Origin of the sequence: Erysipelothrix larvae, from assembly GCF_001545095.1 — a bacterium.
Taxonomy (GTDB): Bacteria; Bacillota_I; Bacilli_A; order Erysipelotrichales; family Erysipelotrichaceae; genus Erysipelothrix; species Erysipelothrix larvae.
On sequence record NZ_CP013213.1, the window covers coordinates 1 to 17,242 of the forward strand.

The 17,242-nt window shown below is 35.2% G+C and carries 14 protein-coding genes and 1 other RNA gene; 13 read left to right on the forward strand and 2 right to left on the reverse strand.

Annotated features, from left to right (window positions below; genetic code table 11):
- The 9 genes from dnaA (at window position 1) to serS (ending at window position 11,626) form a co-directional block, all read left to right on the forward strand.
- Window positions 1–1,377 carry a chromosomal replication initiator protein DnaA gene (gene dnaA / locus AOC36_RS00005; RefSeq protein WP_067629592.1) on the forward strand — a complete coding sequence of 459 codons (1,377 nt, stop codon included), beginning with the start codon at window positions 1–3 and terminating at the stop codon, window positions 1,375–1,377.
- 139 nt (window positions 1,378–1,516) lie between these two features.
- Entirely contained in the window at window positions 1,517–2,635 is a 1,119-nt protein-coding gene (gene dnaN, locus AOC36_RS00010) for a DNA polymerase III subunit beta (RefSeq protein WP_067629595.1), read from the forward strand.
- 381 nt (window positions 2,636–3,016) lie between these two features.
- Window positions 3,017–3,229 carry an RNA-binding S4 domain-containing protein gene (locus tag AOC36_RS00015; protein ID WP_067629599.1) on the forward strand — a complete coding sequence of 71 codons (213 nt, stop codon included), beginning with the start codon at window positions 3,017–3,019 and terminating at the stop codon, window positions 3,227–3,229.
- Window positions 3,219–4,316, forward strand: a complete 1,098-nt coding sequence (gene recF / locus AOC36_RS00020; RefSeq protein ID WP_067629602.1) for a DNA replication/repair protein RecF — start codon at window positions 3,219–3,221, stop codon at window positions 4,314–4,316. Before AOC36_RS00015 ends, recF begins: the two co-directional genes overlap by 11 nt.
- On the forward strand, window positions 4,309–6,234 hold the full coding sequence (gyrB, locus tag AOC36_RS00025) for a DNA topoisomerase (ATP-hydrolyzing) subunit B (protein ID WP_067629604.1): 1,926 nt from the start codon (window positions 4,309–4,311) through the stop codon (window positions 6,232–6,234). Before recF ends, gyrB begins: the two co-directional genes overlap by 8 nt.
- A gap of 8 nt (window positions 6,235–6,242) precedes the next feature.
- A complete protein-coding gene (gene gyrA / locus AOC36_RS00030; protein ID WP_067629606.1) occupies window positions 6,243–8,792 on the forward strand; it encodes a DNA gyrase subunit A in 2,550 nt (849 codons plus the stop codon).
- A 204-nt stretch (window positions 8,793–8,996) separates the two neighbouring features.
- Window positions 8,997–9,404: a DUF3788 domain-containing protein gene (locus tag AOC36_RS00035; RefSeq protein WP_067629608.1), complete on the forward strand. Its 408-nt coding sequence runs from the start codon at window positions 8,997–8,999 to the stop codon at window positions 9,402–9,404.
- Between the two features lie 129 nt (window positions 9,405–9,533).
- Entirely contained in the window at window positions 9,534–10,058 is a 525-nt protein-coding gene (locus AOC36_RS00040; RefSeq protein ID WP_067629611.1) for a GNAT family N-acetyltransferase, read from the forward strand.
- 287 nt (window positions 10,059–10,345) lie between these two features.
- Window positions 10,346–11,626, forward strand: coding sequence for a serine--tRNA ligase (gene serS, locus AOC36_RS00045; protein WP_067629615.1), 1,281 nt, complete (start codon window positions 10,346–10,348; stop codon window positions 11,624–11,626).
- A 45-nt stretch (window positions 11,627–11,671) separates the two neighbouring features.
- Here the strand turns inward: serS and AOC36_RS00050 are convergent, their stop codons facing one another.
- Window positions 11,672–12,460 carry an HAD-IIB family hydrolase gene (locus tag AOC36_RS00050; RefSeq protein WP_067629618.1) on the reverse strand — a complete coding sequence of 263 codons (789 nt, stop codon included), beginning with the start codon at window positions 12,458–12,460 and terminating at the stop codon, window positions 11,672–11,674.
- Window positions 12,461–12,721: 261 nt separating this feature from the next.
- Between AOC36_RS00050 and AOC36_RS00055 the strand changes: the two genes are divergently transcribed.
- From AOC36_RS00055 to tadA, 3 genes are all read left to right on the forward strand, one after another.
- The gene (locus AOC36_RS00055; protein ID WP_067629621.1) at window positions 12,722–13,534 is read left to right on the forward strand and encodes a helix-turn-helix domain-containing protein; all 813 of its coding nucleotides are present in this window, start codon (window positions 12,722–12,724) and stop codon (window positions 13,532–13,534) included.
- 106 nt (window positions 13,535–13,640) lie between these two features.
- Window positions 13,641–13,734, forward strand: an RNA gene (gene ffs / locus AOC36_RS00060) — signal recognition particle sRNA small type.
- 13 nt (window positions 13,735–13,747) lie between these two features.
- Window positions 13,748–14,635, forward strand: a complete 888-nt coding sequence (gene tadA / locus AOC36_RS12625; RefSeq protein WP_157777107.1) for a tRNA adenosine(34) deaminase TadA — start codon at window positions 13,748–13,750, stop codon at window positions 14,633–14,635.
- A 42-nt stretch (window positions 14,636–14,677) separates the two neighbouring features.
- On the opposite strand, the gene AOC36_RS00070 is transcribed toward tadA, so the two are convergent.
- Entirely contained in the window at window positions 14,678–15,283 is a 606-nt protein-coding gene (locus AOC36_RS00070; RefSeq protein ID WP_067629623.1) for a sortase, read from the reverse strand.
- 91 nt (window positions 15,284–15,374) lie between these two features.
- Here AOC36_RS00070 and dnaX point away from each other — a divergent pair, with 91 nt between their 5' ends.
- Window positions 15,375–17,231, forward strand: coding sequence for a DNA polymerase III subunit gamma/tau (dnaX, locus tag AOC36_RS00075; RefSeq protein ID WP_067629625.1), 1,857 nt, complete (start codon window positions 15,375–15,377; stop codon window positions 17,229–17,231).
- The last annotated feature ends 11 nt before the right edge of the window (window positions 17,232–17,242 follow it).

A 17,242-nucleotide genomic window follows, 5' to 3' on the forward strand; every position in this document is an offset into this window, starting at 1 on the left:
ATGAATAATGCGAAGTTTTCTTATTTGGACTCTGTGTGGAATCAGACCAAAAATACAATTAAAAGTGAAGGTAAGGTTGATAACAGTATTTATACAACCTATTTTGAGCATTCGTCACTTGTGGACCTTAATGATTCGAAAGCTTGGATTACTGTTCCATCATTTTTACATAAAGTTGTGCTCAGCGATGGACTCGACATTATCAATACTGCCTTGTGTTCTATTCTAAGTCGAGACAAAATTGATTCAGAAGTATTTGTTGAGAGTGAATACGAACCAGAACAACATGATCAACCGTTAGAAACCGTGAATATTGAACCAATAAAACCAAAAGTCATCAATACTGATGGTATTTCTGACAGTCAAACATTTGATAATTTCGTAGTTGGGACGAGTAATAAAGAAGCCCATGCTGCTGCATTAGCGTGTGCGTATCGCCCTGGTCAATTTTATACGCCATTATTTATTCACGGTAATTCTGGTCTTGGTAAAACACACTTATTAAATTCAATTGGAAATTATGTAAAGAAAAATCATGCTGATTCTCAAATCTACTATACATCGAGTGTTGATTTTGTAAGACAAGTTGCAGAATCAATTGGAAAAAATCAAATTGAAGATTTTAAGAATCAAATGTATGACTTAGATGTGCTTCTAATTGATGATATTCAATTCTTAGCTGGAAAAGAAAAATCTCATGAGATCTTCTTCCATATCTTTAATGAATTAGCCTACCGTAAAAAACAAATTGTTATCACAAGTGATCGACCACCCACTGAAATTAAAGGACTTGAAGAACGCTTAATTAGTCGCTTCTCATCAGGTTTAACTGTTGGAATGGACTCGCCAGAGTTTGAAACATCACTCGCAATTTTAGAAATGAAAATTAGAAATCAAAGTGTGGATCCAAGTATCTTTGATGAAGAAGTACTCCATTACATCGCATCAAATTTCTCGAAGGATGTACGGCAATTGGAAGGTGCATTAAATCGTCTGTTGTTCTTCTCAATTGAATTTTCTAAAAGTGATCATGTGGCTATGGATACAGCCATCAGTGCTTTTAAGAAATCTGGAATTGAATCAACAACACGAGAAATTACGCCAAAATTAATTAAACAAATTGTTTCTGATTATTATGGTCTAACCGTTACTCAATTAACAGGTAAGTCAAGAACAAAAGCAATCTCAAATGCACGACATATTGCGATTTATCTTACACGTAAGTTCTTGGATATGCCTTACAATAAGATTGGTAATGAATTTGGAAGAAGAGACCACTCTACGATTATAAATGCTTGTGATAAGATTGAAAATGCGATTAACAGTGACCAATATTTAGCGTCTGCGATTCAAGAGATAGAGTTGAAAATTAAGTAAACTATCAACTATTTAATCACACCTAAATATGGTACAATAGTCTTGTGTTTAGTGCGTTATTTGGGGTTTGTCCACTTATCCACAGCACTAATAGTAATAATAAGTATTAAATATATATAAATATAACAGGAGGCAATGCATGAAATTTTCAATTTCAAAAAGCGTTTTTCTAAAGTCATTAACTTCAGTTGGTAGAGCTTCTTCTAATCATTCACCCTTACCAATTCTATCTGGAATTAAAGTGACTGTTGATCATCAAGGCATTACATTACTTGCTAGTAATACAAATATTACAATTCAAGAAATTATTGATGTTAGTGAAGCATCTCAGTTATCCGTGGCAGAAACAGGAAGTGTTGTTTTAGAATCTCGTTACTTAATTGAAGCTGTTCGTAAATTAGATAGTACACTTGTTAATGTTGAAATTATTGATGGTGCATTAACACGTATTAGTGGTAATAACGCTGAATATGAAATCAATGGTATAAAAGGGGACCAGTTCCCAGCTATTGATTTAACTAAACCTGATATTTTCTTTACCTTATCTGCTTATAAATTAAAAGAAATCATTAAGCAGACCGCCTTTGCGTGTTCTCAAAGTGAAGACCGTCCGATATTTACAGGGGTTAACTTTAGAGCTGATCAAAAAACATTGGAATGTGTTGCGACTGATAGTTATCGGTTAGCTAAGAAAACCATTGAATTGGATAATCCGCTTACGTTTAATATTACAGTTCCTGCAACCAATTTAAATGAAGTAGAAAAAACAATTGACGACAACAATGATGTTGGAATTGCCTTGTCTACAAAGTATATTCAATTCTATGTTGGAAAGACACTCATCCAATCGCGTTTGCTTGATGGAATGTTCCCAGATGTAAATCGCTTAATCCCTACAGATTTCGCCTATGAATTAAGTGTTGATACCACAGATTTTATTGCTGCATTGGATCGATCATCATTCTTGAAAAATGATGGATATTGGACAGTTCGTCTTGAAACAAGCAGTGAATTGATTACAATTCGCTCACGTTCTCAAGAAATTGGATCATCCCATGAAGTAATTAGCCCTATCGATTATAAAGGTGGTAGTTTAAAAATTACTTTTAGTGGACGTTACATGATTGAAGCACTTCGCTCATTTAGAGCTGATGTTGTGAAGATTCTATTTGTTGCGGAAATGCAAGCATTTATTCTTGTGAATCCTAATGATGAATCTGTAGTTCAACTTGTCTTACCAGTTCGTACATTTGATTAATATAACACCGACGCTTCAGATTAATTTCTCGAGGCGTTTTTTATCGTTCTTGCTTTTTTTAGTACAGTGTCTGAGTATGAAAATCCTACATTTAATGGAGTTAGTGCGCAAAAGTGTGATTTCATTTTAGAAATATCTGCCGTCATCAATTCAATGAAACGGATCATCTCTTATAACTACTTATATATTTTCATTCATATTAGTGAAATTGATGGTTAAGACTCATTCTCTTGTTTTAACGCTTGTACTCTAAAATTTCTCATTCTGTGGTGTCTTAATATAAAAATCATCAAAAAGCTTTGTATGACGGTTTAAACCGTCTTTTACGTGATTTATAGTCCAATTTGTGATATAATATAACCGTTACGAAAGAGGGTTGCTATGAAAGAAAATATACCATTTATTACATTAGGTCAATTTCTTAAAGTACAGGAATATGTAAGTTCAGGAGGCGAAGCAAAACATCGTATTCATGAGTTTGATATTACTGTAAATGGAGAGAAAGAAAATCGTAGAGGCAGAAAACTTTATTCTGGTGATGTCGTAACGATTGATGGCAACGTTCATGATTTGACGTTTGAAGATGAAAATTAACACCGTAACATTACGTAATTTTAGAAACATCCAAAATGCCAACGTTTCATTTTCTGACCACATCAACGTATTAGTTGGTGATAATGGTCAAGGAAAGACAAATTTACTTGAATCCATTGTATATCTTTCTTATGGAAAATCGTTTCGTGTTAATGATGATCAGTTAATGATAAAAAATGATACTGATTTCGCGGATGTGAAAGCTGAAATTGAAACTTCATCAAAAAATAGAGTCAGGGTTGTGATTAGTGAGACAGGCAAGTTTCTAAGTATGAATGACGCACCAGTTAATCGATTGAGTGATTTTATTGGCTTAGTAAATGTCGTTTTATTCCAACCGGACGACTTACAATTTTTTACGCAGACACCAAAGAAACGAAGACGTGATATTGATTATGAGATTGGAAAACTCTCACATCAATACATGCATTCGCTTACGAAAGTAATGCGTCTTATTCAAGAACGAAATAGTATGTTAAAGTCACGTGAAGTTGATGAGGCTTATATGAGCGTTCTCAATGGAATGATTGCAGATGAATCTGTGATCATTGTTAAAGAACGTTTTAGTTTGGTAGAAAACCTGAATCCCAAGATTCAAAAATACTACAATAAGCTTGTTGAAACACCGAGTGAAATACGCTTTTCGTATGCTAGCTTTATAAAATCACCTGAAGAAAATTCAAAAGAAATGGTGTTGAAGAAGTTTGAAGAAAACTTTAAGCGAGATCGTGAATTTCGACTGACACATTCTGGAATTCATAGGGACGATTTTGTATTTCTAGTTGAAGACATACCGGTTGTTCATCGTTTATCACAAGGACAACGTCGTTTGTTAATTGTAGCTTATAAACTCGCGATCATAGAATGTATCTATGAAAAAACTGGAAGTTATCCGATTTTTTGCATGGATGACCTTTTATCAGAACTTGATGAAACACGTCGATCTCGGGTCTTAATGTTGTTGCCTGATACAATACAATGCATCATCACAACAACAGATTTTCAGTTTTTAGAGGGTTATTTGAAAGAAATAAAGTTTTTCTCTGTAAAAGACGGAGTTATAAGGGAGGTAAATAAGAATGAGTAATGAGAAAGTAACACATTCTTATACATCAGAAGACATTCAGGTACTTGAAGGTCTTGAGGCGGTACGAAAACGTCCAGGGATGTATATTGGTTCAACGTCAATTCGTGGTTTGCACCATCTTGTATGGGAAATAGTTGATAATGCAATCGATGAGGCATTGGCAGGATATGCATCGAACATTACAGTTTCTGTAGATAAGGAAAATATCGTAACCGTAAGTGATGATGGCCGGGGGCTTCCAATAGGAATTCATAAGAAGACGGGCGTATCTACTGCGGAAACAATTTTTACTGTGCTCCATGCTGGTGGTAAATTTGGTGGTGGCGCATATAAAGTGTCTGGAGGGCTTCACGGTGTTGGGGCATCTGTTGTTAATGCATTATCTGAATATTTGGAAGTATTTGTTCATTTAGATGGCAAAGAATATTATCTTCGATTTGAAGATGGTGGTAAGGTTGCAATTCCTTTAAAGGAAATTGGTACTTCAGATAAAAATGGAACACTTGTTCGATTTAAAGCTGATCCAACAATCTTTACTGAAACAATCGAATATTCACACGATGTTCTACGCGACCGTTTACGTCAACTTGCATTCCTAAACAAAGGCATTCGTATTACATTTGATGATGAACGTGAAGAAGATGAATCAAAACGCCATCTCGTATTTTACTATGAGGGTGGTCTTAAAGAATACATCGCATTCATTAATAAAAATAAAACAGTACTTCATGAAGACATTCTTTATGGAGAAGGTGAAGAAGATGGAATTGTTGTGGAAGTATCAATGCAATATAACGATAGTTACCTCTCAAGCATCTACTCATTCTGTAATAACATTAATACTCAAGAAGGGGGAACTCATGAGGATGGTTTCCGTTTAGCCCTTACGCGTGTTATAAATAATTATGCAAAAGAAAATGGCTTCTTAAAGAAGGATGACGAAAATTTCTTAGGTGATGATGTGCGTGAAGGTCTTACCGCAATCATTTCTGTAAAACACCCTGATCCTCAATATGAAGGTCAAACAAAGACAAAACTCGGTAACTCCGAAGTTCGAAAGATTACATCAAGCGTCTTTGGGGACGTCTTAGAGCGTTTCTTAATGGAAAACCCAGATACTGCTAAGGTAATCATGGAAAAGGCTGTGTTGGCAGCGAAAGCGCGTGTTGCAGCACGTAAGGCGCGCGAACTCACACGCCGTAAAGGTGCACTTGAAGTTTCTTCGCTTCCTGGAAAACTTGCAGACTGTTCAAATCGTAATCCAGAAGATTGCGAAATCTTCATCGTCGAAGGGGACTCCGCTGGAGGAAGTGCTAAATTAGGACGTGATTCAACCTATCAAGCGATTTTACCATTAAGGGGTAAAGTCTTAAACGTTGAAAAAGCCCGCTTACATCGTATTTTCGAAAATAATGAAATTCGTATGATGCTCACTGCCTTTGGTACAGGAATTGGCGAAGAATTTGATATTAGTAAACTTCGCTACCATAAAATTGTAATTATGACCGATGCCGATGTCGATGGTGCCCATATTCGTACCCTCTTACTCACATTCTTCTATCGTTTTGTGAAACCATTGGTTGAAAGAGGTCATATTTACATTGCACAACCACCGCTTTATAAGATTTCAAGAGGAAATAAGATGGCATATGCTTATTCTGAAGAAGAACTTGATATCATCAAGAAAGATTTTGGTGAAAAATTCAACATCCAACGTTATAAAGGGCTTGGAGAAATGAATGGAGAGCAACTTTGGGATACTACGATGAATCCTGAAGAAAGAATCTTGCTCCAAGTACAAGTTGAAGATGCTATGGAAGCAGATGAAATATTTAGAACACTGATGGGTGATGAAGTTGCACCACGTCGCGATTTTATTGAGAAAAACGCTCAATTCGCTACAGATATTGATTACTAGGAGGGACCATGGAAGAAAATTTAAAACACGGGCGCATTAAGCCCCAAAATATTTCTGAAGAAATGAGAAAATCATTCCTATCGTATTCAATGTCAGTTATTGTATCACGGGCATTACCAGATGTTAGGGATGGATTAAAACCCGTTCACCGTCGTATTTTGTATTCGATGAATGACTTAGGAATGACTAGTGATAAACCCTATAAGAAATCAGCACGTATCGTAGGGGACGTAATTGGTAAATATCACCCTCATGGTGATACTGCTGTATATGATGCAATGGTTCGTATGGCACAAGAATTTTCTTACCGTTATATGCTTGTAGATGGTCACGGTAACTTTGGTTCAATTGACGGCGATGGTGCTGCAGCGATGCGGTATACTGAAGCAAGAATGTCTAAAGTTGCAATGGAAATGTTACGCGATATTAAAAAAGACACTGTTGATTTTGAAGATAACTACGATGGTGAAGAAACTGAACCAACAGTACTTCCTTCTCGTTTTCCAAACCTACTTGTTAATGGTGCGACAGGGATTGCTGTCGGTATGGCAACAAATATACCCCCTCATAACCTAAAAGAAGTAGTTAATGGGGTCATCGGACTTATTGATAATCCAGATATTACTGTACTTGAACTCATGGAAGATTATGTTCATGGTCCAGATTTCCCAACGGGTGGATTTATTCTTGGACGAAGTGGTATCAAAGAAGCGTATGAAACAGGTCGTGGATCTGTAGTGATGCGTGCAAAAATTGATACTGAAGATATGGGAGGCGGAAAACATAAATTGTTTGTTCGTGAAATTCCATATCAAGTAAATAAAGCGAATCTAGTTGAACGGATTGCTTCACTCGTTCGTGAAAAACAAATCGATGGGATTGTAGACCTAAGAGATGAGTCAAACCGTGAAGGTATTCGAATTGTAATTGAATTACGTCGTGATGTTCAACCTGAGGTAATTCTCAATCAACTCTACCGACTTACACCATTACAAAGTAACTTTGGTGTAAACATGTTAGCCCTAGTAAACCGTGAACCACGTTTAATGGGTTTATTAGAAGTATTAAATCACTATCTTGATCACCAAGTTGAAATCATTACTCGTAGAACACAATACGATTTAAGACGCGCAGAAGAACGTGCCCATATCTTGGCTGGACTTTTGATTGCGCTTGATAATATTGATGAAATTATTCGAATCATTCGAAGTTCACGTGATGATGCTGAGATTACCGGAAAATTCATTGAACGTTTTGGACTCAGTCAACTACAATGTAAAGCAATTCTAGATATGGCTTTAAGACGTCTATCTGGATTGGAACGTGAAAGACTTGAAACTGAACTTGGAGAATTAGAAATTAAGATTGCAGATTACAAAGATATTCTAGGAAATCGCTTTAGAATTCTTGAAATTATTCGCACTGAAATGACTGAAATCCGTGATAAGTTTGGTGATGAGCGTCGTTCTGAAATCATAGAAGGCGATATTGATATGTTGGATGAAGATTTAATTCCAGTTCAAGATATTGTTGTGGCATTGACGATGAATGGCTATATTAAGCGAACCACAGTTGATGCATTTAATCTCCAAAATCGTGGCGGTCGTGGGGTTAAGGGAATCTCAACATATGAAGAAGATGTTGTGGATCAATTAATTTCAATGTCTACACACGATTATCTACTCTGTTTCACAAACCTTGGAAAAGTCTACAGAATGCGTGGATTTAATGTTCCAGCAGCAAGTAGAACTGCAAAAGGAATTCCTGTCGTCAATCTTCTAAATTTAGAAAAAGGAGAAGTCATCAATACTTTAGTTCGTGTTCAAAAAGAAGATGAAGAAAGTAAATATGCATTCTTTGTAACGAAGAAGGGTGTCGTAAAACGTGTTGAACTCGGAGAATTCGATTCAATTCGTCAATCAGGTAAGATTGCAATCACCTTACGTGAGGACGATGAACTTGTTGCAGTAAGATTAACCACAGGTGAAAACGAAATTATTATCGGTGGATCAAATGGTAAAGCGATTCGCTTTAATGAACAAGATGTCCGTGTTATGGGTCGTACAGCAGCCGGTGTCAATGGTATGAATACGGATGGATCTGATGTTGTCGGAGTTGCAACTGATGCGCTAGGACAATATATCTTGTCTGTAACTGAACGTGGTTATGGTAAACGAACACCAATTTCCGAATATCGACTTACAGGTCGTGGTGGTAAAGGTGTTATTACAATTGCAACAAACGAAAGAAATGGTAAGCTTGTTAATTTACGAGCAGTAGATGGCGACGAAGAACTTCTCATTATGACAACAGATGGTACAGTTATTCGTATCAAAGTTGATAATGTTGGAGTCTATGGACGTTCAGCAATGGGAGTACGCTTAATTAATGTAAAAGGCGAAACGCTTGTAAGTTCTGTAGCTGTTGTTGCAAACAACGGTGAAGATGACGAAGAAGTTGAAATTGCTGATGATTTAGTTACATCTGAAGATACAGTTGTTGAATCTGTTGAAGAAACAGGAACTGAAACGCTTGAAGAAATAAGTGAAGAAGAATAAAAGAATGATTGAAAACACTGGCAAAATAGTCAGTGTTTTCTTATATCAAACACCAATAATAATTAACTTAGTATTTACAATATCAATCGAAAATCATAATATGATAATATACAAGATTTGAAGTGTAAGGAAATCAAAAGTACCTCACAACACGTCTTAATTACGTATACACAATTAATAAAACAGTGAAAGAATGGTAAAAATATGGAATCAATTGATAACAATCAAATTATGGCTCTTTTAGGGAGTGATTTATATCATTGTTGGATTGAATTAAATCACCGTATTCAAAGATGCTATGACACAGATCGATTATGGAATAAAGGATATCGTGATTGGGTTTACGAATATAAGTATCGAAGAGGGGGTAAAACATTATGCACTTTTTATCTTAAAGATAAAACCATTGGATGTCAGATTGTTTTTGGACTCAAAGAACGTGAAAAATTCGAATTAGAACGCGCTGACTATTCAAAAGAAATGCAAGACATATATGATTTATCAACAACATACCACGATGGCAAATGGATGCTTATTTCAATAGAAAACGATACACTTTTTGATGATATTCTTAAATTATTACGTATCAAAAGAAGACCAAATGTTGTTTAAAATATAATAAAACATAAAATAAGTTGTGTAAGTGTTAAAATTTGAATTATTATACCCATTTTGTTAACAAAGATTAAACAAATTGTACAAATATAATTCGATAAGATATTCATTAATTGGAGTGATACAATGAGAGCGTATTTTTTGAAGACAGAGCGCATAGGATTCTCAAAATGGACTGATCATGATCTGATTTTGTGTAATCAACTATGGAAAGACGAGGCGGTCACACGGTACATCAGTAAAAATGGAATGTTTACTACAGATGACATCAAAAATAGACTGGAAACAGAAATACAGAATGAGCAATTATTTCAAGTTCAATATTGGCCTATTTTTGAGCTTACAACCAATGAATTTATTGGATGTTGTGGTATAAGACCCAGTGACATAGCTGAAGATTCTTTCGAATTAGGATTTCACCTTTGTAAGAAACACTGGGGAAAGGGATATGCTTTTGAGGCAGCAACAGCAGTTATTGAATATAGTTTTAATAGATTAAAAATTAATGAATTATTTGCAGGACATCATCCTGAAAATGAAGCCTCACGCAACCTTATCCTAAAACTAGGGTTTTTATTCATTAATGATTCATATTATGAACCAACCGGTCTTTACCATCCTTCATATGTGCTTAGAAGTAACCAACGCTAATGATTTGATGATGATACCTCCCTTGTTATTGACGATACCTATTGTTTATCATATAATAGACGTAGCTCAATGATAGGGATTAATATAGGAAACTGTTTATAGAGAGATAATGGTTGGTGAAAATTATCAACAGCACTTATAGTTCCACCCTTAAGAGAAACCGGACACATTCCGTTATCAAGTATCGAGGATTGTTTCACGTGAAACAATTGAACCAGGGTGGCACCACGAGAAATCGTCCCTAATTGGTGTTTTTTTTATATTTTAATACAGAAAGAGGAGATTACATGTTAGATATTAACTTGTTTAGAACAAATCCAGAATTGATTAAAGAAAATCTAAAAAAGAAATTCCAAGATCAAAAGATAAGCATGGTAGATGATATTATTGAGAAAGATATTGAATACCGTCGCATTAAAACACGTGCGGATGAATTAAGAAGTCAAAGAAATGCACTATCAAAGCAAATTGGTGCATTAATGGGTCAAAAGAAAATTGAAGAAGCAAATGAAGTAAAGGCAAAAGTTCAAGAATATGCTCAAGAGTTAAAGGATATAGAAGAACGTGAAGAACCTTTATACAATGAAATTCAAGAATTAGTAATGCAAATACCAAATATAATTGCAGATGATGTACCGTTAGGAAAAGACGATTCAGAAAATGTTGAATTGTACCGTGTAGGTGAAATTAAAGACAAAACATTCGAAGTTCCTTATCATGTGGATATTATGGAAGCATTAAATGGTATAGATTTAGACAGCGCAAGAAAAACCAGTGGAAACGGATTTTATTATCTTCTAGGGGACATCGCGCGTCTACATTCAGCAGTTACTGCTTATGCACGCGATTTTATGATTGATCGCAATTATACATATGTGATTCCACCATTTATGATTCGAGAAAAAGTAGTCAGTGGTGTTATGAGTTTTGCAGAAATGGAAAATATGATGTATAAGATTGAAGGGGAAGACTTATATCTTATTGGGACAAGTGAACACTCATTAATTGGAAAATATATTGACACAATTCTTGAAGAAGACACACTGCCACATCGCTTAACAAGTTATTCACCTTGTTTTAGAAAAGAAGTAGGGGCACATGGAATTGAAGAACGTGGTGTCTATCGAATCCATCAATTTGAAAAACAAGAAATGGTTATTGTATGTAAACCAGAAGAGAGTCCAAAGATGTTTAAAGAGATGCTCAAAAATTCAGTTGATTTCTTTGAATCTCTTGATATTCCAGTACGCGTTTTAGAATCATGTTCTGGAGATCTAGCTGATCTTAAATATAAAGGGGTCGACGTAGAGGCGTGGTCACCACGACAAAAGACATTCTTTGAGGTTGGAAGCTGTTCAAATCTAACGGATGCACAAGCAAGACGACTTAAAATACGTGTCAACACAAGTGAAGGGCGTGTATTTGCACATACTTTGAATAATACTGTCGTTGCACCACCACGAATGTTAATTGCTTTCTTAGAAAACAATTTACAAGAAGACGGTACAATAGCAATTCCAAAACCATTACAACCATATATGGGATTCAAGGAATTTATCGGTAAATAAAAAATAAGGCATCATGCTTCTGATTGCGAGCGTGATGCCTTTGTTTTATTGTCCTAATAGTTCAATTATTTTATGCGCGACTGCTTGGTCATCGTTAGAGCCAATTACTTCTGAAGCGACTTCCTTCACGGATTGCGAAGCATTTGATACTGCATAACTGTATTTTACAGCTTCCAGCATTGTAATGTCGTTATCATAATCACCAAATGCTGCTGCTTCGGTTGGAGAAATATTTAAATCGGTTAACAAGCGGTTTAAAGTATTCCCTTTTGAAACATCGTTTCGAATTACATCAATCCATACTTTTCCAGATAGTGTGGGTGTAATTGTACCCCTTAGTTCTTTAGAAACAACAGAATTGAAATTATCTAGAGTATTATCAATACTCAAAAATGTAATTTTAATTGCTTGGTCTGCATATTGACTCACATCGTCCAAAAATATGCTGTTTTGGTAATATTCTGCCAAGAATCCTTTATGTGTATCACTTACACAATTGATGTATACTTTATCAACAGCTGTTACTACAACAGAAGTTTCTTTCAGTGATAAACCAACTTCGATTGCTTTTATAGCATCTTCATAACTAATTAGTGAACCATCAACCAGTTTATCTTTTATTTTTAACTGTGATCCATTATCGCTAATTTTAATAATACGAGAAGCAAGTTCGCCAAACTTGGTTTCAATACTATGCATTGTTCTTCCGCTTGCAGCTACAAAGAACACACCTTTTTCTTCACACAAATCTAAGATTTCTTTAATGTTGGGTGGCAGGTGTGAATCGTTGTCTAATAGTGAATGATCCATATCAGTAGAAATAAGTTTAATCATAAAATCCTCCTCGGTACGTATTATTTAGTTTAATCATTATTCAGAAGTATGTCAATTCAATACAGAAAATTGATAATTTTTATCAATGTATACAGATTAAATTACCTTTTTATGAAACTAAATATATATGGTTTCACGTGAAACAATTTTTGCAATAATTAAGAGATAAACAAGGAAAGCAACCACCAGTTGACAGATTGAACGTTAATAATGGTGGTTTTAGTGAATTAAAAAAACTATAATTGTTGAGAGGTGATTAAGATGAACATAAACAAATTAAGAGAAGAACGAAAAAAGAAAGGATATTCCCAAGAAGAATTTGCAAATCTAATTGGTGTATCACGCCAAGCAGTATCAAAATGGGAAAGTGGACAATCATTACCAGAGGTAGACAAATTAATCCTTATATCAAATAAATTAGACGTCAGCATCGATTATTTGATGGATAATGAGTATATGGAAGAACAGAATGTAAAAGTTAAGTTTGATTATGAAGATTTCCTAAATCAAGAGAAGAAATTCAATACCTATGAGTACAAGAGTAAAACAGAGTTGTTTGGAATGCCACTTATCCATATTAATTTTTCTAAAGGAAGAATTATGTTTCGAAGAAGTATTATATTAAGAGACTTACAAACAGCAAAAGGAATTATCGCAATTGGTGATAGAGCAATTGGAATTATGACTGTTGGACTCTTTTCAATAGGCTTTATTTCATTAGGTTTATTTAGCCTTGGGCTTGTGACACTCGGAGTATTTAGCCTAGGATTGTTGAGTTATGGAATGATTGCCATCGGTTATTCTAGTATAGGAATTATTGCGATTGGTTGGCACGCACTTGGTGTTGTTGCTTTGGCAAAAGATGTAGCAGTAGGCGTAGTAGCGGTAGCAGATAATGCTATAGGGGTTGCTTCATCGGGGGCCTCACTGGATGTAATGCTTGGAAAAAATAATGAAATACAAAGTTTGTGTACGATGAACGATGAAGCGATTAAAGGGGTACAAGGATTATTAGTAGACAAAAACTTGCCATTTATGATCAAAGTAGTTCTTAAATCAATGTTGAAGTGTTAAATCCAAAGAAAATGTTTCACGTGAAACACCCTAGTTGAAATTCGAGCAACTATTCAGCTCTTCTATAAAATTATGATTTGCATTCATTCAGAATTTTTTGTATAATAATAAAGCTACTACAACGGCATCTTGATAACCAGGTCAGGGTAGGAATACAGCAGCCTTACTTAAGCTCTGTCGTGTGTGGTGGCTTTTTTTTTAGGAGGGTGTAGCATGAATCATGAGACTTATATGAAAGAAGCACTGATTGAAGCAAAAAAGGCTCTCGAACACAACGATGTTCCAATTGGTGCTGTTGTGGTGAGAGATGAAACAATCATTGCGCGTTCCTACAATAAACGAGAATATCTTAATGATCCAACAGCCCATGCAGAGGTATTAGCATTGCGTGAAGCAGGAAAAAACCTAAATAATTGGAACTTAAGTGATTGCACACTATATGTTACAATTGAACCATGTCCAATGTGCGCAGGGGCAACGATACTTTCTAGAATAGGAACTGTTGTTTATGGTGCAAAAGAACCAAAAGGTGGGAGTTTAGGTTCAACATTTAATATGTTGGAAATATCAGGATTTAATCACTATCCAAATCAAATATCAGGAATCTTAGAAGAAGAATGTAGGGGATTAGTTATGGATTTCTTTAAAGAAAAACGAAAAGAACAAATAAAAGTTAAACACATACATGATCAGGACTTGTTTGAGAAAGCATTGTCAGTAAGAAAAGAAGTATTCGTAATCGAACAACAGGTAGACGAAACTCTAGAATACGATGAATACGACGATATTGCACGAGATGATGTAATCCACCTTGCTGCAATCCAAAACGAAAGTGTTTTAGGAACCCTTCGATTAATATCAAAAGGAAAAACACTAAAAGTAGGGCGTGTTGCGGTACTAAAATCAAGTAGAGGACTCCATATTGGTGCAAAACTGATGGATGCTGCCGATCGATATGCCAGAAATAGCGGGTATGACACATTGGAATTGGATGCACAATTATATGCTATTCCATTTTATGAAAAACAAGGGTTCACTACGCATGGAGGTGTTTTCCTCGATGCAAATATTGAACATAAAAAGATGACGAAAAAACTGTAAAATAAAGGCTTATGATATAGAATCATAAGCCTTTATAATATCTTATTCAGAAACTAATCGAGCACGAATGACCAAACGATTTGGATCCGTCAAACTCGGGTAAAGACACGTAATTAAAGTGAGTGTTGTTTCGTTCTTAATATCATCTAAAACATAGATATCAGACTTATCAACGGTAAATGAATCATACACTTCATAGGTATAAGTTACATTAGATTTATCAGTGAAAGTAATCACATCGCCTTCAACTAGTCGATCTAAATTTCTAAAGCCGCAGTTTGCACAATTTCCATTGTGTCCAACAATCGTAAAGTTACCTTGTGTTGGAGGTAAAGCTGAATTAGCATAACCAACGAGATATCGATATAGCAAATCAAAGTCTCCATTAACAACAACGGGGTTATCTACCCCAATTTTATCAATTGTTAATATTCCATAAACATCAGCTAGCTGTCCGCTAGAAAAGTCAGAACCTTCTTCCACACCGCTGCTAACGGAACTTAAGAAATCCTGACGCTCTTGTTGAATCTGTCTTTTCTCTAAATAATTGACTCCAAAATCGTATAACATCGCTGATAATCCAACGATTACGAGTAAGAAACCAATCATTCCAACCCAATTAATTTTTCGTTTAACAACAGTTTTCATAGTATCACCGATACTATTATATATTACGCGTTTAATAATTACAAATTTTGATGTTAAGTCATGATATAATTATACAAAAGGCGGTGACAATATGTCGTATCAATCTCTATATAGAAAATACAGACCAAAAACATTTGATCAAGTTGTAGGTCAAGCATCCATCGTCAATGCACTAAAAAACGCAATAACAATGAATCATATATCACATGCATATTTATTCACAGGACCAAGAGGAACTGGGAAAACAACAATTGCTAAGTTATTTGCTGCGGCGGTGAATTGTGAGAACTCGAATGAAGTATTTTGTGGGTCTTGTGAAAATTGTAAAGAAAATAAGGGTGGACAACATCCTGATGTCGTTGAAATCGATGCCGCTAGCAATAATGGTGTTGATGAAATCAGAGCATTGATTGAAAAAGTAAAATACATGCCAATCCTAGGGAAATATAAAGTATACATCATTGATGAGGTACATATGCTTTCTCAAGGGGCTTTTAATGCGCTATTAAAGACATTGGAAGAACCCCCTGAACACATTATATTTATACTTGCGACGACAGAAGTTCACAAGGTCATTCCAACAATTATATCGCGTTGTCAACGCTATGACTTTAGAAATATCAATAATGAAGATATTGAAAAACAACTAGACTATGTATTAGAAAACGAAGATAGAGTTGCTGAAAAAGGGGTAACACAGCTCATTGCATCCTTATCAGCTGGGGGAATGCGAAACGCACTTACAATACTTGAACAAGCATTTATTATAAGCCCAGGAACAATCACACTCAATGCACTCTATGAGAACTATGGGTTGATATTCCCACATGACAAAATTAAGTTGTTTGATTCAATAAGGAAGGGTCAAGTAGCAGACACACTTGATATTTTATCAAATATTGTAGAAAAGTCAGTAGATCTACCAAGGCTATTGATGGACTTCATCACGGGATTAAAAGACAGTATTATTTATACCTATACTAAGAATGATAAGTATATTAATCTCAATGATAAAGAGCTTATTGAATATTTAGCACGTACTTTTAGTGTTGAAACACGGACCCATATGACGGATGTACTTTTAGAACGCTATGACAAACTAAAAGGATCAGTAAATCAAGAGACTCACCTCGAACTTGCAATTTTATCACTGATTGAGACGATTAATGTAAGTCCAGCTAAAGGTGATCGTATCGAAAAAAGGGAAGAAGCAAAAATAGAAGTATCTCACAATATTAGAGAAACAGTGAGTAAAGTTCAAGAAACGGTTGTAGAGGTTGTAAAACCAAACCCAACACCACCAATTCAAGACCAAACACTCAATTTAAATTTCGATGAGACTGTTGATGATGATGTTATTGAAGAAACGCAACCAGAACCAATTGTTCAACGTGTTTCCAACACAGTAATTGAAACAAAAGAAGTTCAACAATCTACGACAATAAGTGAAACTCCAATCAAAAATAAACATGACTTATCGATCGATGAAATCGTGCAATACATGGTAACAGCGGATAAGGACATTCGAATTAAAGATGCGCCAGGATTTTCTAAGGTAAATGATTATGCATCAGATATGAATTGGGCAAGAGTTTCTAGACTCCTAGATCATACCCAATTAGCACTCAGTGGTGAACGATTTATTCTTGTTGTAACACAACGACAAATTCAGTCTAGAGAAATCATGGAAGAAAGAAATCTCTATGAGTTGATGGATTTTACACAACAACTTTTTGGAGCAAAAAAACAAGTGTTCGCAACAACGAATGCTGACTTTACAAAAGCGGTGGAACAGTTCAAAATTGCTTCACAACAAAATGCATTGCCAGAGCCATTAAGTCATGAAGATTTCATCAGCTTTACGATGGACGAAGTAAGTGAAGAAGCACGTGATGAACAAATGGAAGCTGCATTAGATCTTTTTGGGGATCAATTAAGAATAATTTAAAGATAGTGAGG